This window comes from Mucilaginibacter sp. GW821-FHT07H05 (assembly GCF_059418485.1).
The window spans coordinates 87,239-104,545 of the sequence record NZ_JBWKPY010000003.1 but is presented as its reverse complement, the minus strand read 5'-3'; the positions used below and the strand labels follow the sequence as shown (position 1 = coordinate 104,545).

Annotated in this window: 15 protein-coding genes; 2 read left to right on the top strand and 13 right to left on the bottom strand. The window is 41.6% G+C overall.

The genetic code is table 11. The features are described from left to right. Positions 1–76 precede the first annotated feature (76 nt). Positions 77–760, bottom strand: a complete 684-nt coding sequence (locus AC07M6_RS08270) for a heme exporter protein CcmB (RefSeq protein WP_494888533.1) — start codon at positions 758–760, stop codon at positions 77–79. 163 nt (positions 761–923) lie between these two features. Between AC07M6_RS08270 and AC07M6_RS08265 the strand changes: the two genes are divergently transcribed. Further along, a complete protein-coding gene (locus AC07M6_RS08265) occupies positions 924–1,406 on the top strand; it encodes a methylated-DNA--[protein]-cysteine S-methyltransferase (protein WP_494888532.1) in 483 nt (160 codons plus the stop codon). 127 nt (positions 1,407–1,533) lie between these two features. Here AC07M6_RS08265 and AC07M6_RS08260 read toward each other — a convergent pair whose 3' ends face one another. From AC07M6_RS08260 to AC07M6_RS08210, 11 genes are all read right to left on the bottom strand, one after another. Continuing rightward, positions 1,534–3,480, bottom strand: a complete 1,947-nt coding sequence (locus tag AC07M6_RS08260) for a response regulator (protein ID WP_494888531.1) — start codon at positions 3,478–3,480, stop codon at positions 1,534–1,536. Positions 3,481–3,530: 50 nt separating this feature from the next. Further along, entirely contained in the window at positions 3,531–4,118 is a 588-nt protein-coding gene (locus AC07M6_RS08255) for a chemotaxis protein CheB (RefSeq protein WP_494888530.1), read from the bottom strand. Beyond that, positions 4,108–4,944 carry a CheR family methyltransferase gene (locus AC07M6_RS08250; protein WP_494888529.1) on the bottom strand — a complete coding sequence of 279 codons (837 nt, stop codon included), beginning with the start codon at positions 4,942–4,944 and terminating at the stop codon, positions 4,108–4,110. Before AC07M6_RS08250 ends, AC07M6_RS08255 begins: the two co-directional genes overlap by 11 nt. A gap of 1 nt (position 4,945) precedes the next feature. Next, a complete protein-coding gene (locus AC07M6_RS08245) occupies positions 4,946–8,383 on the bottom strand; it encodes a response regulator (protein ID WP_494888528.1) in 3,438 nt (1,145 codons plus the stop codon). A gap of 93 nt (positions 8,384–8,476) precedes the next feature. Beyond that, a complete protein-coding gene (locus tag AC07M6_RS08240; RefSeq protein WP_494888527.1) occupies positions 8,477–8,896 on the bottom strand; it encodes a hypothetical protein in 420 nt (139 codons plus the stop codon). Positions 8,897–8,932: 36 nt separating this feature from the next. Continuing rightward, entirely contained in the window at positions 8,933–9,922 is a 990-nt protein-coding gene (locus AC07M6_RS08235; RefSeq protein ID WP_494888526.1) for a fatty acid desaturase, read from the bottom strand. 354 nt (positions 9,923–10,276) lie between these two features. Next, positions 10,277–11,122, bottom strand: a complete 846-nt coding sequence (locus AC07M6_RS08230) for a TIGR01459 family HAD-type hydrolase (protein ID WP_494888525.1) — start codon at positions 11,120–11,122, stop codon at positions 10,277–10,279. Positions 11,123–11,125: 3 nt separating this feature from the next. Then, positions 11,126–12,163 (bottom strand): hypothetical protein, encoded by a 1,038-nt coding sequence (locus AC07M6_RS08225; RefSeq protein ID WP_494888524.1) that lies wholly within the window; start codon positions 12,161–12,163, stop codon positions 11,126–11,128. A gap of 146 nt (positions 12,164–12,309) precedes the next feature. Next, on the bottom strand, positions 12,310–13,359 hold the full coding sequence (locus tag AC07M6_RS08220; RefSeq protein ID WP_494888523.1) for an IS110 family RNA-guided transposase: 1,050 nt from the start codon (positions 13,357–13,359) through the stop codon (positions 12,310–12,312). Between the two features lie 324 nt (positions 13,360–13,683). After that, a complete protein-coding gene (locus AC07M6_RS08215) occupies positions 13,684–14,064 on the bottom strand; it encodes a GxxExxY protein (RefSeq protein WP_494888522.1) in 381 nt (126 codons plus the stop codon). A gap of 69 nt (positions 14,065–14,133) precedes the next feature. Then, positions 14,134–15,492 (bottom strand): glutamine synthetase family protein, encoded by a 1,359-nt coding sequence (locus AC07M6_RS08210; protein ID WP_494888521.1) that lies wholly within the window; start codon positions 15,490–15,492, stop codon positions 14,134–14,136. Between the two features lie 99 nt (positions 15,493–15,591). On the opposite strand from AC07M6_RS08210, the gene AC07M6_RS08205 reads away from it, so the two are divergent. After that, positions 15,592–16,008: a gamma-glutamylcyclotransferase family protein gene (locus AC07M6_RS08205; RefSeq protein ID WP_494888520.1), complete on the top strand. Its 417-nt coding sequence runs from the start codon at positions 15,592–15,594 to the stop codon at positions 16,006–16,008. A 142-nt stretch (positions 16,009–16,150) separates the two neighbouring features. On the opposite strand, the gene AC07M6_RS08200 is transcribed toward AC07M6_RS08205, so the two are convergent. Beyond that, entirely contained in the window at positions 16,151–17,158 is a 1,008-nt protein-coding gene (locus AC07M6_RS08200) for a glutamine synthetase beta-grasp domain-containing protein (protein WP_494888519.1), read from the bottom strand. Positions 17,159–17,307: the final 149 nt, after the last annotated feature.

Genomic DNA, 17,307 nt, shown 5'->3' with positions numbered 1-17,307 from the left:
AAATAACGGTATTTTTTACTTCCTGATACTTGTAACAGATATTTTGGGGAAATCTTAATTATTTCTTCATTAAAGGTTAGTCGCGCCACAGATATGGGAACAATAGCAGCGATGTAGCCAGTACAATGATATTAATGGCAATCAATAAAATGATGTGATCAAAACTGAAGCTGTTATCAATACCATCCATGGCATTTTTGCTGAGCTTGATCAGTACCAGTATCACCGGAATAATAACTGGGAAGCTTAATATCGCCATCAACCCGCTGTTGCTGCCCGCCTTTGATGCAATGGCCGATACCATCGTAAACACGGTAGAAAAACTGATACTGCCCAGCAATACCGCTATAAAGTAATAAAGCGGGTTACCAATAGTATTGTTAAAAAAAAGCAGGTAAATAATAAGGGTCAGGATGCTTAATATCAGCATCAGTAGTCCGTTGTAAATCGTTTTAGAAAGGATAATAGCCCGTGCGTCGGTAATGGAATAATAATACAGTAAACGGCCTTTATTTTCGGTTAAAAAGCTTTTGGCAATGGCATTAACCGCGGCAAACAGCATAATGATCCAAAACAGCACATTCCACACAATGGGGTAACCTTTGCTTTCCTTAAAACCCGGACTTAACTGAAACGCGATATAACAAACAAACACCGTAGAAACCACATAAAGCAAAACACCATTAAACGCGTATTTAGACCGCCATTCTATCAGTATCTCCTTTTGCAGCAGGTAACGGGTTTGCTTAAACATTTCCATTCGGGGCGAATTTAGTGATTAGTTAATTAGAGGTTAGAGATTAGTTTAAAATAAACTGGTTTCGATCGATATATTCTGCTTTTTTCGGGCCGAACCTCTAATCACTATATTATTTTCCGAACCTAATCTCTAATCAACTAATATCCAATCACTATCTTTGAAAATGTCCGTTATCTACCACCCTACCCCCATTGGCTTTGCCCGTATTGAAGATGAAGATGATCACATCCTCTCGGTGACCGTGCATGAAGATATTGGTGAAGATGCCGACGGCTTTTCTCCTGTTATCAACCTGGCAGCCAAACAATTGGACGAGTACTTCGCTGGCGAACGTAAAGTTTTTGATTTCCCCTTTCAACAAAAGGGCACAGATTTTCAGCAGGAAGTTTGGAAGAACCTATCGGAGATTAATTATGCCGAAACCATCAGCTATGCTACCTTATCCAAACGAATGAAAAATCCTTTGGCTATCAGGGCCATTGCATCGGCTAATGGTAAAAACAACATGTGGATAGTTGTTCCCTGCCACCGGGTTATCGGTTCGGATGGCAGCCTTACCGGTTATGCCGGCGGTTTATGGCGCAAACAATGGCTGCTGGAACTGGAAGCGCGCGTACAAGGTGTTGGACAAACCAGCTTGTTTTGAGGTTAAAGATTAGAGGTTAGTTAATTAGAGATTAGTAGTGATCGAATACAAGGACTAACCTCTAATCTCCAATTAACTAATCTTTAACCTCTAATCTCTGATTAACTAATCTCTAATCTCCAATTAACTAATCTCCAACCACTGCTTTCCCACTTAGCAACTTCAGCATTTTTTCGTGCAGTTCGTAAGGTAAAAACGGCTTTGCCAGCACATCGTTCATACCGGCAGATATAGCTTGCTGTTGTTCATGATCATAAGAGGCTGCCGACAGGGAAATAATAGGTACGCTTCTTTTAGGCTCTTCAAAATCAACCCTGATCGTTTTGGCTGTTTGATAGCCGCTCATTTCGGGCATATGGGTATCCATTAAAACAATATCGTAGTGGTTGTCCTGCAGCTTTTCCAGCGCTTTGCGGCCGTTATCCACCATATCAACCTTTACATTCCACTCCTTTAATATTTTTGATAACATAAACTGGTTCACCAGGTTATCCTCGGCCACTAAAACTGAAACACTTTCACTAAAAGGGGCCAATACCCGGCCATAATCACGCGGCTGTGGTTTCTCTTGGGGTTTGTCAACCACATCATACCAGTTGGTAAAATTAAACACGCTTCCTTTACCTATCTGGCTGCTTACGGTTAGTTCGCCATCTTTTAATTCAATTAGTTTTTTCACTATTGTTAAACCTAAGCCCGTACCGCCATATTTGGCTGTGGTATCATTCTCAGCTTGTTCAAAGGAATCAAATACAGTGCTTAGCCTGTCCGATGGGATGCCTATTCCAGTGTCTTCAACACTAAATTTTAGCTTTACTTTATCGGCATGCCTATTCAGTGCAATCACTTTTAATTTAACATTCCCCCTATCGGTAAACTTAATGGCGTTACTCAGCAGGTTCATCAATATTTGATTAAGCCTTAACGAGTCTATCATTACATATTCGGGCACATCATCGGCTATCTCTAATAAAAACTCAATGTTTTTTTCATCAGCCTTAAACTTTAACAGGTCATAAACAGATTTTACAACATTGCGCAGATTATTTACCGTGCGCACTATGCTAAATTTACCGGCCTCTATCTTTGATATATCCAGCACATCGTTTATAACAGCCAATAGCGATTGTGACGACGTTTCCAGCAGGTCGAGCATACCCTTTTGCTGATCGTTCATCTGGGTTTTGCGCATCAGGTTAGTTAAACCAATAATGCCGTTTACAGGTGTGCGCAACTCGTGGCTCATGTTTGCCAGGAAAGTTTCCTTTACTTTTTTACCATATTCGGCTGCTTCTTTTGATTTGATCAGTTGCTCCTGAAAACTTTTTTGAGGAGATATATCACTGATATTCATAAAGATGATCTTATTACGATAAGATACACGGCATTCGGCCCAGATCACCCGCTTATCAAATGTTTCAAAACGGTATTCAAAAACAGCAAACTGCAGGTTATCTTTAATGATCTCGCCCAGTTTTTTTCTTAACTGGCTGCGGTCTTCGTCAATGGCAAAGTCAACAACACCCCGTCCTATCACTTCATCGGGCCTAAAGCCCATTATTTTTTCAACAGCGGGGTTAATAGTTAATATGCGCAATGTTTGCGCATCTACGGCACATATAATATCGGCCGAGTTTTTTACAACCACGGCATAATTTTGTAATTCGATATTCTTTTCCTTGATTTCTGCCTGGCTCCGGGCCAGTTGTATAAAGGCATCAACCTTAGCCGATGTAATATAAGGATCCAGCGGTTTGTACAAATAATCAACAGCGCCGGCACCAAAGCCTTTTACAGCATATTTGGTTTCTTTAGATATGGCGGTAACAAATATAACCAGGATATCCTTTGTTTTAGGATTTGCTTTCAGCATTTCCACCAGTTCAAAGCCATCCATCCCGGGCATCTGAACATCAACAAGGGCAATAGCGATCTGGTTGTCCCAGGCAATTTTTAAGGCATCGTTTGGTGAGGTAGTAGAGAATGTGCGGATATCGTTGCGGTTCAGCAATGCCTCAAGGGCAATGATGTTCTCTTCACGGTCATCTACAATTAAAATATTAATAGGGGTCATTTATACTATCGCTATGGTGTGATGTTAATTAAATCATTTATTCCTTTGGTTCAGGTTTTTAAAAGTTCAGATATATCGTTGTTTGATAGAATGTAGTTTGCCGCGCCTAAGTTGACAGCCGCGAGCGGCATTTCGGCCATATCAGCCTCTTGCGGGTCTTGCGCAATGGTTAACGCTCCGGCTTGTTTTAACTTTAACAAACCCTGTGCCCCATCCTGGTTGGCCCCCGAAAATAGTATGGCTGTGCAGTACTGCCCGTATACATCAGCAGCGCTTTCAAATGTTACGTCTATGGATGGTTTTGAATACCAAACCGCTTCAGAAACATCTAAACTGAATGTTTTTTCCTTTTCGATCAAAACATGGTAGTTTGCAGGGGCAATATAGATGGCATTATTCATAATCACATCTTTATCTGCTATTTCCCGTATAAAAATACGGCTATTATCGGCAAATAGCTTCTCTATTTCGCTAAAAAAGTTCTTTTTTCTGTGGATAACTATAATAACAGCCTTATTCAGGTCGGCTGTGAAGTTTTTTACGGCACGAAAAATAGGTTTGAAGGATCCGGCCGATCCGCCAATCAATACTATTTCTGAGGTGCCCCACCGCTGTAAGATATCGTTATTAAGCGCCAATTTTTTGGTATATGTTTTCTTTTTGATTGATCACCTTAAACCTTCTCCTGAAAAAATCAGACCGGATAGTTTCCTTACTGCCTAAACATAAAAACCCCAGCGGGCACAGGCTGTTGTAAAACAGGTCGAGTATTTTTTCCTGCAATTCGGCTTCAAAGTAAATAAATACATTCCGGCAACTGATCAGCTGAAACTCGTTAAACACCGTATCCGAAACTAAATTATGCACAGAAAACAAGGTGTTTTGTTTGTACTCGCTATGTATAGTGGCTGCATCATACATAATGGTAAAATGATCGGTAATTGTACCGGGCAAACCTGTAAACGAATAGTTTTCAGCGTATGTTTTTATTTTACGCAGGCTGTATATACCCATACGGGCTTCCTTCAGCACTTCGGTATTAATATCCGTGCCGTATATAAAAGATTTTTGCCGCAGGTTTGATTCCTTTAACAATATGGCTAAAGAGTAAACTTCCTCGCCCGATGAGCAGCCGGCACTCCATATCTTAATGTGCTGATACGACGACAGATAGGGTAATACCTGGCTATTTAAGGCTTTATAAAATACCGGGTCGCGAAACATCTCTGTCACGTTCACCGTTATTTCTTCCAAAAACTCCTGAAAAATTTCCTGATCATTTACCAGCACATGCTTCAAATCGTAAAAACTCAGTTTTTTAAACTGCATAATACGTATAAGACGGCGCTTTAACGAAGCTTTTGTATACTCAGAAAAATCAAACCCATGAACCCGCTTAACCAGATCGATCAGTTCGAGTACTTGCGCGGTTGTTAAATTCCCATAAGCAGTAGCATCATCCATATTATTTTTCCAGCCACAGCTGCATTAACGAGATCAGCCTGTCAATATCAACAGGTTTGGTAATATAATCACTGGCGCCGGCTGCTATACATTTTTCCCGGTCGTCTCTCATTGCTTTGGCGGTTAATGCTATTACAGGCAACTTTGCCCATTTGTTTTGTTTACGGATATACCTTGTGGCTTCATAGCCGTCCATTTTGGGCATCATGATATCCATCAGCACAATATCAATGTCGCCATGCTGCTCTAATTTGGCTATCGCCTCTTCCCCATCGTTAGCAATCTCCACCACAAAATCATACGATTGCAACGCGCTGGTAAGCGCGAAGATATTGCGCATATCATCATCTACAACCAAAACTTTTTTACCTTTCAGCTTCTCTTTCCCTTGCGAAACAGGGCTAAGCTTGCCAGCCGGGTTAGCCGCGGCCTGCGGTGTACTGCTTATTTTATGCAGAAACAAGTTCACCTCATCTATCAGCCTGTCCGATGATTTGCTGGTTTTTATAACCATCGCGTTAGCATATTGCATCAGGCGGTTTACCGATGCTTTATCCAGTTCCATTGCCGTATTAACAATTACGGGCAGACTGGCAAAACGCTCAACACCTTTTATTTTATCCAGCAGGTCGAGTCCTGAAATATCGGGCAGGTTCAAATCCAATATCACGCACTGGTATTCATTATCCTGTAATTTATCAAATGCCGATGCACCGTCAAAAGCCTGATCAACCGTTATCCCCTGCTTCTCCATCATTTCCTTCAGGGCTTCGCTTTGCGCATGGTGATCTTCCACTAATAGTATCTGCTTAAATTCAACCCCGCTCTGTTTGGTCATTTCTCCAAATAGTTTATCCAACGTTCCTGTATCTATCGGCTTTTTCATAAAACTAATAGCACCTTCGCGCCGCACCCGGTTTGCCGCAGCTTCACCGGCCGACATCAGGTGTACCGGTATACTGCTTGTTTCAGCCGATTTTTTCAGCTCTTTTAATATCGCCCATCCATCCTTGCCCGGCAACATGATATCCAGGATTACGGCATCGGGCTGGTTTTCCTTAATGGTTTCAAAAGCAAATGTACCCTCGTGTATCACTAATGCCCGGTAGCCATGGTCGCGCGCGTAATCCTTCAGTATATCGGCAAAGTTTTTATCATCCTCCACAATCACTACCAACGGCTGTTCTTCCGGGTCTTTCCGTACCAATTGCGATGCTGGTTTTAAAAACTCTTTTGCAGGCGTAAATGTTTCGGCAGTTTGTATGTTTTCTTCCTGGTTCAGGTTCACTTCAGCTTCATAAGGGATGGTCAGGGTAAACTCGCTGCCTTGCCCCTGCTCGCTCTTTACCGATATTTTACCGCCTAATAAATTAGCCAGTTCGCGGCTGATGGATAGGCCTAAACCTGTACCGCCATACTTGCGGCTAGTTGAGCCGTCGGCTTGCTGAAAGGCTTCAAATATCAGTTTTTGTTTTTCGGGCGAGATACCGATGCCGGTATCCTTAATCGTAAAATTGATGGTTTTAGGTTTATCTCCCTGATTTACATTAATAGCTATAGAACCACCCTCGGGGGTAAACTTAAACGCGTTAGACAGCAAGTTCTTGATCACCTGCTCCACACGCATCCTATCGGTATAGATCGTTTCGGGAACATCGTTTATTGCCGAGGTGAATTTGATCTTTTTACTCGCAGCCATCTCGGCAAAAAGCATTTCCATATCGCCAATAATGCTTTGTACTTTAACCTGCTCGTTCATCATTTCCAGCTTGCCCGATTCTATTTTCGATAGATCAAGAATGTCATTGATCAGCGTAAGCAAATCGTTACCGGCATTAAAGATCACACTGGCATATTTGATCTGATCTTCAGACAGGTTATCGCCTTTGTTGTCTTTAAGTATGCGTGCAAGTACTAAAATACTATTCAGCGGGGTACGCAGTTCGTGGCTCATATTGGCCAAAAACTCTGATTTGTACCTGCCGGTAGTTTCCAGTTCCTGTACTTTGATATTGATACTGGCCCGTGCCTCTTCAATTGCCTGGTTCTTTTCTTCCAGCAGACTGGCTTTTTCTTCCAATTCGGCGTTAATTGTACGCAATTCTTCCTGCTGCACACGCAATTCCTCTTCGGATGCCTGCAGCATTTCGGTTTTGTTCACCAGTTCTTCGTTGGTTACACGCATTTCTTCCTGCTGTGCTTCCAGTTCTTCGGCCTGCTGCTGGGTTTCCTCAAACAAATCGTGCATAATAGTACGGGCCTGGGCGGTATTAATAGCTATGCCGATATCGTTGGCGGTGGCTAAAACGTAATCGTTGACGTTGTCTGATAATTTATCCTGGTAAGCCATTTCAATAACCCCCTTCAGTTTGTTATCAAAAAAGAAAGGTACAATCATGATCTCTACCAGTTCCTGGCTGATGATGGATGTTTCCAGTTCCAGCTTATCATTCAGGGTGCCTTTTATTATCGCGGCTTTTTTGTCTTTAGCTACCTGCCCCAGCCATCCTTCGGATAATTTTACCGTTTTTTTAATTACACCCAGATCATGGAAAGCGTAATACGCATAAAGTTCCAGTACCTCCTCCTGCTCGTTAAATAAATACAAGGTACCTGTTACCGCGTTGGTGTATTTACATACCTCGGATAATATGCTATGCGCAAGTTCCTTTTCGCTTTGCTGGCCCTGCATTTTTTCGTTAAGAATACCGGTGCCGGTAAGCAGCCAGTTTTTAGCTTCATTTTCGGCTAATACTTTTTCCAGTTCAATATTGGTGACCCTGATCTCTTCCTCGGCTTTCTTTTGCTGCGCGAATGTTTTCTGAATATAGAAGAACAATACCAACACCACACAAACAACAATAAGGCCGCCTGCAAATATGGCTAATATGGCCTGGCCTGCCGCGCTTTCTGTCGAAGCTTTACGGATAACCAGTAAACGGTTCTCTTCCTTTACTATTTTTTGCACAAATGCCCTAACCTGGTCCATGTAATATTTACCACGGCCATCCTGCATCCTGATACGGGCGCTTTCAAACCCCGACGCCTTGGCATCTTCAATAATAGCCGCCAGTTCGGCCCTTTTTAACGACGCGTATTTATTAAGGGAATCAATATTATTCTGCTGAGCAGGATTGTCGCCGGTCAGCGATGCCAGTTTTTGGATCACATTTGGAACCTGAAAAACCGATTTGTTATAGGGCTCCAGAAAATTTTCTTTAGCGGTGGCTACATACCCGCGCTGCCCGGTTTCTCCGTCCAGCAACAAGGCTTGTACCTTGTTTGCAGTTTCAATTACATCTTCGGTATGTGCAACCAAATTTTGGTCTTCCTTTAGTTTACCTATGCTTGTATATGAGAAATAAAATACAGCGAAAACTAAGCCTAACGAAACTATGAAACCTGTAAATACCTGCTGGCGAAAAGAAAATTTAAACATTTAACAAGGGGTGTTGATATAATATTTTAAAATGGCATAAACGCATTAACGCAAAATAAGGATTATCCTTAACGCTATCAAATGCGCATTGTTTTATTTACTATTAACTATTGTAGTTTTTTTGGTTGTATAAGCACCAATAACAGCCAATAGCGGCCCGGCAAATAATAAATACCAGCCCCATTTAAACTTGATTTGCCTGGTAAGGAAACCCGCAAAAGACTTGAATGGAATAAAGTTAAAGAAGTGATGTACCTGGAACATTGCCCCGGCATAGAATGCGATGACCAACAGTAAGGATATCCACGCGGAAAATTTAACAATTACGTTTTGGCGTAAAACCACACCTAAAATACCAATGACACCAATAAGCAATAAGGTGATACCAAAGGGTTGTTTAATATCATAAACATCCATATTTGGAAATATCCCAAACGGTTTAAGTAAGGGACAATAGGTTGCTACGATAAGCAGCAAAAAACCGATAAAAGAAAGCAGTGATTTTTTTGGCATAGTTAAGTTGATATGCCAAATATAAAAACAAATAGCTTATTGCGGCAAACCGTTATAAGGCGCCTGTGGCGATATCGTCCCCCTGTCTTTTCTTAGTATCCGGTTAAACAATGAGATCTCCCTGTCGAACAAAAACCGGAGCCAAAGCTTAGTCCACGATTTGTGAGACAACAGCGTATCATAATAATTTGGCGCGGTTGATTTTATCTCGGGTAGTTTATTCCACGGGATCGATGGAAAATCATGATGCTCGTTATGATAACCTACGTTAAACGATACCGTATTTAACGGACCGTAATAGCTGTAAGTTTCCTGCTCTTCGTTATGTGTTAAATAATGCTCCTGTACCCAGCGCGCACCCAGCGGATGTAACCCTACCGAGAACGAGAAGCTTAACAACAAATAAGCTACCCCATGCCAGCCGAAAAAGTAATACATAGCCGCGGTAAACGCAACCTGTATAAAAAAGTTGGTGATTACCCAGCCATCAACGCTTTTAATTTCTTTTAAGCGCGATAACCTGAAAAATTGAAAAAGTGGAAAGAACAGCAGCCAAAGCGCTTTGCCAAAAAAACTGTTATTGATTAACTTGGCTTCCCATTTACTTGGTAAATCGGCATCTAACTCGTGAATACCCTGGAACGAATGATGTTTCAGGTGAAAATGCTCGAACGATATAGCGCTTGGAAATATCTGCGGCATATTGGCTATCATACTGGCCCAGCGGTTAAACGACCGTTTTTTAAATAATAGCTGATGCGTACACTCGTGTATCATTACAAACAGGGAATGGTCGGCAAAGGCACCTAAAAAATAAGCCACAGCGAAAACCACCCACCACGATTGGTCTGCCACAAACCATGCTGCAACAACCTGGAAAGCCACTAAACCCAATATAGCAAAAATTGTATATGGATTTTTCCCGATCAGGTTACGCAGATGAGGGTATTCCTTTAAAATTTGTTTAGTACGGATTTTGTGTGGTTCGGAGTATTGTGAATAGGTGAAATCTGTCTTTTTTGCCATAATCAGGATTGGTAGCAGCAGTGCAATGCTTAAATTTTATTAATTTATTAATAATATAACGTTACGAAATGATTAATAATTGCAGGTTCTGGTTTGGAAGGTAAGAAAAATAATTAAAACACAGTTAAACTTTCTATCAAATCACTAATTATCAGTTGGTTATTTTTCATCCTAATACAGGGGTATCAATAAAAAGTTAGGACAGGGACAGATATAAAAAAAATCCCCCGCCTGGCGGCAGGGGATCCGGTTACAACTTCCTCAAGTTGTAACCAACCTAAACCTTATCACACTAACATAACGGTGTATTTTGTATTTTGGTTTCCTGCACAATGAATTTTTTTTATTTATCTGTCAAATCACCGCCGATTCGCAAATATATGTGGGTACTATGCCGGTGGCATTTATGCGGGTTTCGGCATCAAGGGGCTGTGTATTGCCCGATAATACCAGCACCGTATCCAGCCCGAATTTATTACCGCCCATAATGTCGGTTTGCAGGGTATCCCCTACCATCAGGATATTTTTTTTATCAACCGGCCGTCTGTCGCGGATCAGGTCGAAAGCAAACATGAACATCTGCGAATCGGGTTTACCAAAACGGATGAACTTTTTGCCTACAATGCTTTCTATCATATTGGCCAAACCACCTATGGCTATGGATACATCGTGCAAATTAAGCGGATATGCCCTGTCTGTATTGGCTACAATAGCCGGGATATTGCGTTTACGTAATATATTAACGCACATATTCAAATCGCTAAACCAATCGAAACCCTCATCATCTAAAAAAACCAGCGCGCTTACTTCGTCTACATTGGTAGCATCAACCTGACTGATAGGCAAGGTATGCAAACCCGAGCTTTCGATATAATGGGCCGAATCGGGCGTACCCAGGTAGGCAACAATCCCTTTGGGTACTTTCAGATCCAGGTACTCTTTAGCCAGCATACCCGACGAAATAATTTTATCGTGGGTAATAGCCGTAAGCCCTTTACTATGGTACGATTCGGCCAACTGGAACGGACTGCGCGATGCATCATTGGTAACAATATAGTACTCTTTGTTTTGCGCTTCCAGGTAAGCAAAGGTACGTTCGATGCCCGGGACTAAACCCTTATAGTTTTTCACAACGCCAAACGCGTCGAAAAATATAATATCGTATTGGTCAATTATCGATTTAAAATCACGGGTTTGCATCGTTTATTTAAGTTTTAAAGCATCAATCAATATATCGGCATTAAAATCCCGCTCAACCGATGGCAGGTAAATATCAAAGGCCTCGGCCTGTAGTTTGGCAGCATATTGCTCGTTAAAAAAGTATTTGCCGTCTTTTATCACATAATTAAGGATAAAAAAGCGGTAAACTTCCTTTAAAAACCGCAATTCATCGGCTTTTATTGGGTTTACTTTATGATATTCCTGCAAAAACAGGATAAACCGCGGCTCGTTCATGGTGTTGATACCATAGCTAAAAACAGTACGGTCGCCTACATCTGATACCACCCGGCTGAAGAAGTAAAAATCGAGCATGCGGTAGCTCATCCTAAACCAATCGTAATCCCAGCGCGAATACAGTTCCAGCTTATCAGTGACCGAAAAATTGCCAATGTTCCAATCGATAAAAACCGGAATGATCTCGAAAGTATTTACATTGTACTTCGACCGGTTTTTCAGAAACTGATCGCAGTGGTATTTCAGAAAATCGGCCTGCATGCGTGTGCCAAAACTCTTTTCGTTCTGCTCAATTTGCTGTAACAGGGCATTAATATCAGTCCGGAGGGTTTTAGATGATTTTGGCAGTACGTGCCTCAGCCTGGAACAGGCCTTATGGAATTTACCGATCTGCTGGCCGAATTTTTTAATATGATCGTCGGACAAACGGCGTGGCAGCCTTTCCAGTATACGGGTTGGATTGTAAAAAACCACCCAGGCGTCCTTGCCGCCCTGTTTGTACTTGTAAATATAAACCCGGTTATTTTTTAACAGAGACTTTGCCAGCAGGTTTTCAAACGGGTAAAGCAGGTTGTTTGATAGACTGTGGATAATCCGGTGATCTTCCTTAAAATACTCGTACTTACCAAAGTTAGATAGCTTGGCAATAATAATATCATCGTCATCAAAAGTAATTTTGAAAACATGATTGGTTGAAACCTGCGCGCTGATATCTTCAATGGTACTGATCGTCTTTGAAGCATCATAACCTTCCCAGGCTTTTTTTATAATTAAATTGTAGTTCATTTAGATCTTGTTGGGTGTTTGTGCAATGGTGGCAATTTAACCACAAAGATTCTGTGTTAGTTACCAAATATAATTTACATTTGTTTTATTCAAGGCGGCTTTAAGCCAGCCTGTTTAGGGCGGTTCATCTTTGTGATGTTACCGCTCTAACTATTTTGCACCTCTTCAATCTTTTTTTGAACTGTGTTTTTTATATAGTCTTTATCAAAAGGTTTATCTGTTTTATAAATCATATAAATCAGTTCCAGTAATTTTCTTTGTACAGCTACGGCTGCCTTCATTTTTATCCCATGCTTTGATACCAGGCGCACAAACACTGCTTTATGCTGTTCATTGAACCTCATGGCGGCCAGTGCAGGCATGTACATTGCTTTGCGTAAATGCCTGTTCCCCCTTTTGGATATTCTTGGCTTGCCTTTTACAGATGTGCCTGAATCCTTTAACCGGATATCCAGCCCGCTGTAACTGACCAGTTGCCTTTTGTTTTTGATCAGTTCAAACCCATTTGTTTCTGCCAGTACGGTAACCGCTGTCAGTTTGCCTACGCCGGGTATAGTGGTGACGGTATTTATCTTTTTGACCAGATCGGTGTCCTTTTTGACTATTGCGGCTATCTCTGCCCTGATCTCCAGTTCCTGTTTGTTGATCAGGGCCATACGTTTAGTCATCCGCTGAATACTGCTTCCATTAGGGAATGCTTCGGCTTTTTCAGCATGCAGCTGGTTTTTCAATACCGTACGGTCGGCAATCAGTTGATCCCTTTCACGGGTTAGCTGCCTGAGGTCCCTGAATACCTTCTTTGGCTTTTGCCAGGCATCCAGTTTCCTTTCCAGCCCAAACCTGCATATGGCCTGTGAGGCGGTCTTATCAGTTATGGTCTTTACCTCCAGTGTCCTGAAGTAATTACTGATCTTGTTGGGAAGGACAATACTGATATGATGAGCAAGGTCAGACAGGTGATAAGCAAGTTTTTCGTGATAAACACCTGTGGCTTCCATTACATAACCTGCCGGTACCTGCTTCTCTGTATGTTTGCTTACCCAAACCAACAATGCTGCAAACCCGGAGGGTTTATTGGCGAATGTCTTAAAAGCATAAACCTCTTTCTCCAGCATCTGGTTAACCCGGCCAAGGGATACCACCAGTTCATTTTGTGCCACGTCGATACCGGCAACTTGTTTTAAGATGTTTGTCATCAATATTGAGTTTAATTAACCTAAGTGAATAACCTTCCTTCGTCTTGTCTCCTGGTTGGATATTCTGGATATATCGCTGCGCAATATTCCTTACATTCTGTTCAGACTCTAAAAGGTAAAAAAGAATGAGGCAATATCTCTGTGCGAACATGCCTTATAAGTTGTTTGGACACGAATCAGCTCTCACCCTTTTTCACTTAAGTAACCTAATTTACCCCTTTTGAGGGTCGATAACAAACATAGGAGGACACAAAGATTTTTTCACAAAGTTCACAAAGATATTCTATGTGTTTAATTGGTTTGTTTTAGGACACAAAGCTAAGTTTATAAAGAGCCATTTATAATCCTTTTAATACCGTCTTTGAGTTTAATTACATTAAAATTCATTAGTAAACCTAACTTATAATTACCTAATCTCATATAAGTTAATGTTTGCGCCGAATGTACATCGTTCAAAGCTTCTACGCTTTTAATTTCAATTAGCAATTTGTTTTCCACTAAAAGGTCAAGCCGGTAACCAACATCTAACCTCATTTCTTCAAAAATTAAGGGCATCTGTTTTTCTTTTTCAACATATAAGCCCGATTTTACTATTTTGTAGTACAAGCATTCCTTATAAGCGCTCTCCAACAATCCTGGCCCCAAAACTTTGTGTACCTCTATACCTAACCCAATAACAACATTAGAAATCTCTTGTTCAGTCATAAAAGCTTTGTGCTCTTTGTGTAAACTTCGTGTCCTTTGTGGTTAAATTGCCGCAAACACCCATAATTACTAAATTATCTCGAAATACCGCTTCAATTCCCAATCGGTTACTTGCTTGCTAAACTGCCTCCACTCCCACAGGCGGGTATTGGTAAAGTGCTGCACAAAATCATCGCCGAATAGTTCTTTAGCAATTGCTGATTGCTGCATGGCATTAGCAGCATCCTCCAGGTTAGTATGTAATTTGCCGTTGGTAATATCCTGATAGCCATTGCCAACGGTTGGTTTAATATTCAGTTCCAGTTTATATTTGATACCATACAAACCCGAAGCCAGCGCTGCCGACATGGCCAGATAAGGATTAGTATCCGATCCCGGGATACGGGTTTCCAGCCGGGTGTGCTTAACGGTGTCGTTAATAATACGGATAGCTGTAGTGCGGTTATCTATGCCCCAGGTTATGGTGGTTGGCGCCCAGGCGCCTTCAACTAAACGCTTATAACTGTTAATGGTTGGGGCGTACATGGGCAATATATGTGGCATGCAATGAAGCTGGCCTGCAAGATAATGCTTATGCAAATCGCTCATTTTGTTGGCATCAGCCGCGCTGTAAAACAGGTTTTCAGTTTTATCTTTATTCCATAAACTTTGGTGAATGTGGCCGCTGCAGCCCGGCAATTCGGCATTCCATTTAGCCATAAAAGTAGCCATAATACCATGCCTCGAAGCAATTTCCTTAACAGCGGTTTTAAACAACGTCGCTTTATCTGCAGCAGCTAAAACATGGTCATGAATAATGGCGGCCTCATACACGCCCGGCCCCGTTTCGGTATGCAGGCCTTCAATGGGTACGCCAAAATCGGTTAGCAGGTTAAACAGATCATAATAAAAACCACTATACTGCGATGGGCGTAAAATGGAATACCCAAACATACCCGGCGTAATAGGCTTAAGTTTAGTAAACTCTTTATCCTGCAGGCTTTGTGGCGTTTCGCTAAAGTTGAACCATTCAAACTCCTGCGCAAATTCGGGGTGATAGCCCATGCTTTGACACTCGGCTGCAACACGTTTCAGTAAACTACGCGAACATGCGGCCACACTGCTGCCATCGGGCTGGGTAAAATCGGCCAGGAAAAACGTTTGCCCATCCTGCCAGGGGATATTGCGGAGGGTAGACAGATCTATACGGGCATACTTATCCGGATAACCCGAATGCCAGCCGGTAACTTCAACATTATCATAACAGGCATCGCTGCTGTCCCAGCCAAAAACCACATCGCAAAAACCGTAACCATCTTTCAGCCCGTCTAAAAACTTATCGCGATGAATCAGCTTGCCCCTCAGTACGCCATCTATATCGGCAAAGGCAAACTTTATTTTTTGTATATCCTTATCTTTTATGTAAGCGGCAATTTGTTGCGTATCCATATTAAATCAGCGTATATATGTGTACCGGCAAGATAAAAATAAAGGCTTAATATTGTTCCACCGGGCCTTATTACTTATTTTGCTTAGGGTTATAATTTGATGCAAAAGTACGTAATGGAAAGCGATTGTAAATATTTGTTTGTATACGGATCCTTGTTAGATAGCGATAACCAGTTTGGCGCGTATTTAAAAAACAATAGCTCATTTTTTACTAAAGGCAGTTTCCCCGGACTTTTATATGATCTGGGCGAATATCCCGGCGCTGTTTACAAAGCTGAAATTACCGACCGGGTTTATGGGGATATTGTTTTATTAAACGATAATCCGAGTGTACTGCAAACGATTGATGAGTATGAAGGCTATGGTGAAGAAGAAGAGCAGCCCAACTTGTTTGTAAGGTTTTTGGTGCCTGTGGATACCACATCAGGTATTGTGGATTGCTGGGTGTATCTGTATAATTTACCGGTTGATGGATTTAAACAAATCCGATCCGGCAAGTATAAACAAAACCTTTAAATGGTGTCATGCTGAGCTTGTCGAAGCATGGTGGGCAGGGCCGGCCGCGCACCCTTCGACAAGCTCAGCATGACACCCAATTCAATAAAAAATGCCCCTCCGATAGATCAGAGGGGCATTTTTTATTAGTTATAATATGTAATTACAATTTTGCTGATTTTACAGTTTTGATAATCACAGCTGCAACTTTGTATGGATCGGCAGCCGAGTTAGGGCGACGATCTTCCAGGTAACCACTCCAGTTATGCTCAACAGTGTAAAGCGGGATACGGATAGAAGCACCACGGTCAGATACACCATAGCTAAAATCGTTGATAGAAGCAGTTTCGTGTTTACCGGTTAAACGTTTGTCGTTATCGGCACCGTATACAGCTACGCACTCAGCAACCGCAGGGCGGAAAGCTTCACAAATTTTGGTGAATGTTTCTTTGCTGTTTGCAGTACGTAAAGTAGTGTTTGAGAAGTTAGCGTGCATGCCCGAACCATTCCAGTCTAATGTACCTAATGGTTTACAATGCCAGTTGATGGCAACGCCATAGCTTTCGCCAATACGCTCTAATAAATAACGGGCTACCCAAATTTGGTCGCCTGCATCTTTAGCGCCTTTAGAGAAGATCTGGAATTCCCATTGTCCGGCAGCAACTTCAGCGTTAATACCTTCAACATTTAAACCAGCCTCTAAACAAACGTCTAAGTGCTCTTCAATAATTTCGCGGCCAAAAGCGTTGTTAGCACCAACAGAACAGTAGTAAGGGCCTTGCGGACCTGGGTAGCCACCTGCCGGGAAACCAAGAGGTTTATCGGTTTTAGGATCCCACAGGAAATACTCCTGCTCAAAACCAAACCAAAAATCGTTATCGTCGTCCATAATTAAAGCACGGCCGTTAGACTCGTGTGCCTTACCTGTTGAATCTAAAACTTCACACATTACCAGGTAGCCTTCTTTTCTTTGCGGATCAGGGCAAATAAACACTGGTTTTAGTATACAATCTGATGAACCACCCGGTGCTTGTTCGGTTGATGAACCGTCAAAGCTCCAATTTGGGCAATCTTCTAATTTGCCGCTAAAATCTTTCTCAATTTTTGTTTTGCTGCGCAGGCTTTGTGTCGGTTTGTAGCCATCCAGCCAGATGTACTCTAATTTTGCCATTTTTGAACGTATTTCTTGGGTTATTTAAGTTTATATAGATTATTTAATGAACAAATCTAATATTTTCGACTAAATTATAAATTTTTTATTATTTATCTTATTTTTTTTAAAAAAAATCAGGATATGTGAAGTAATTATTAAAAATGTGG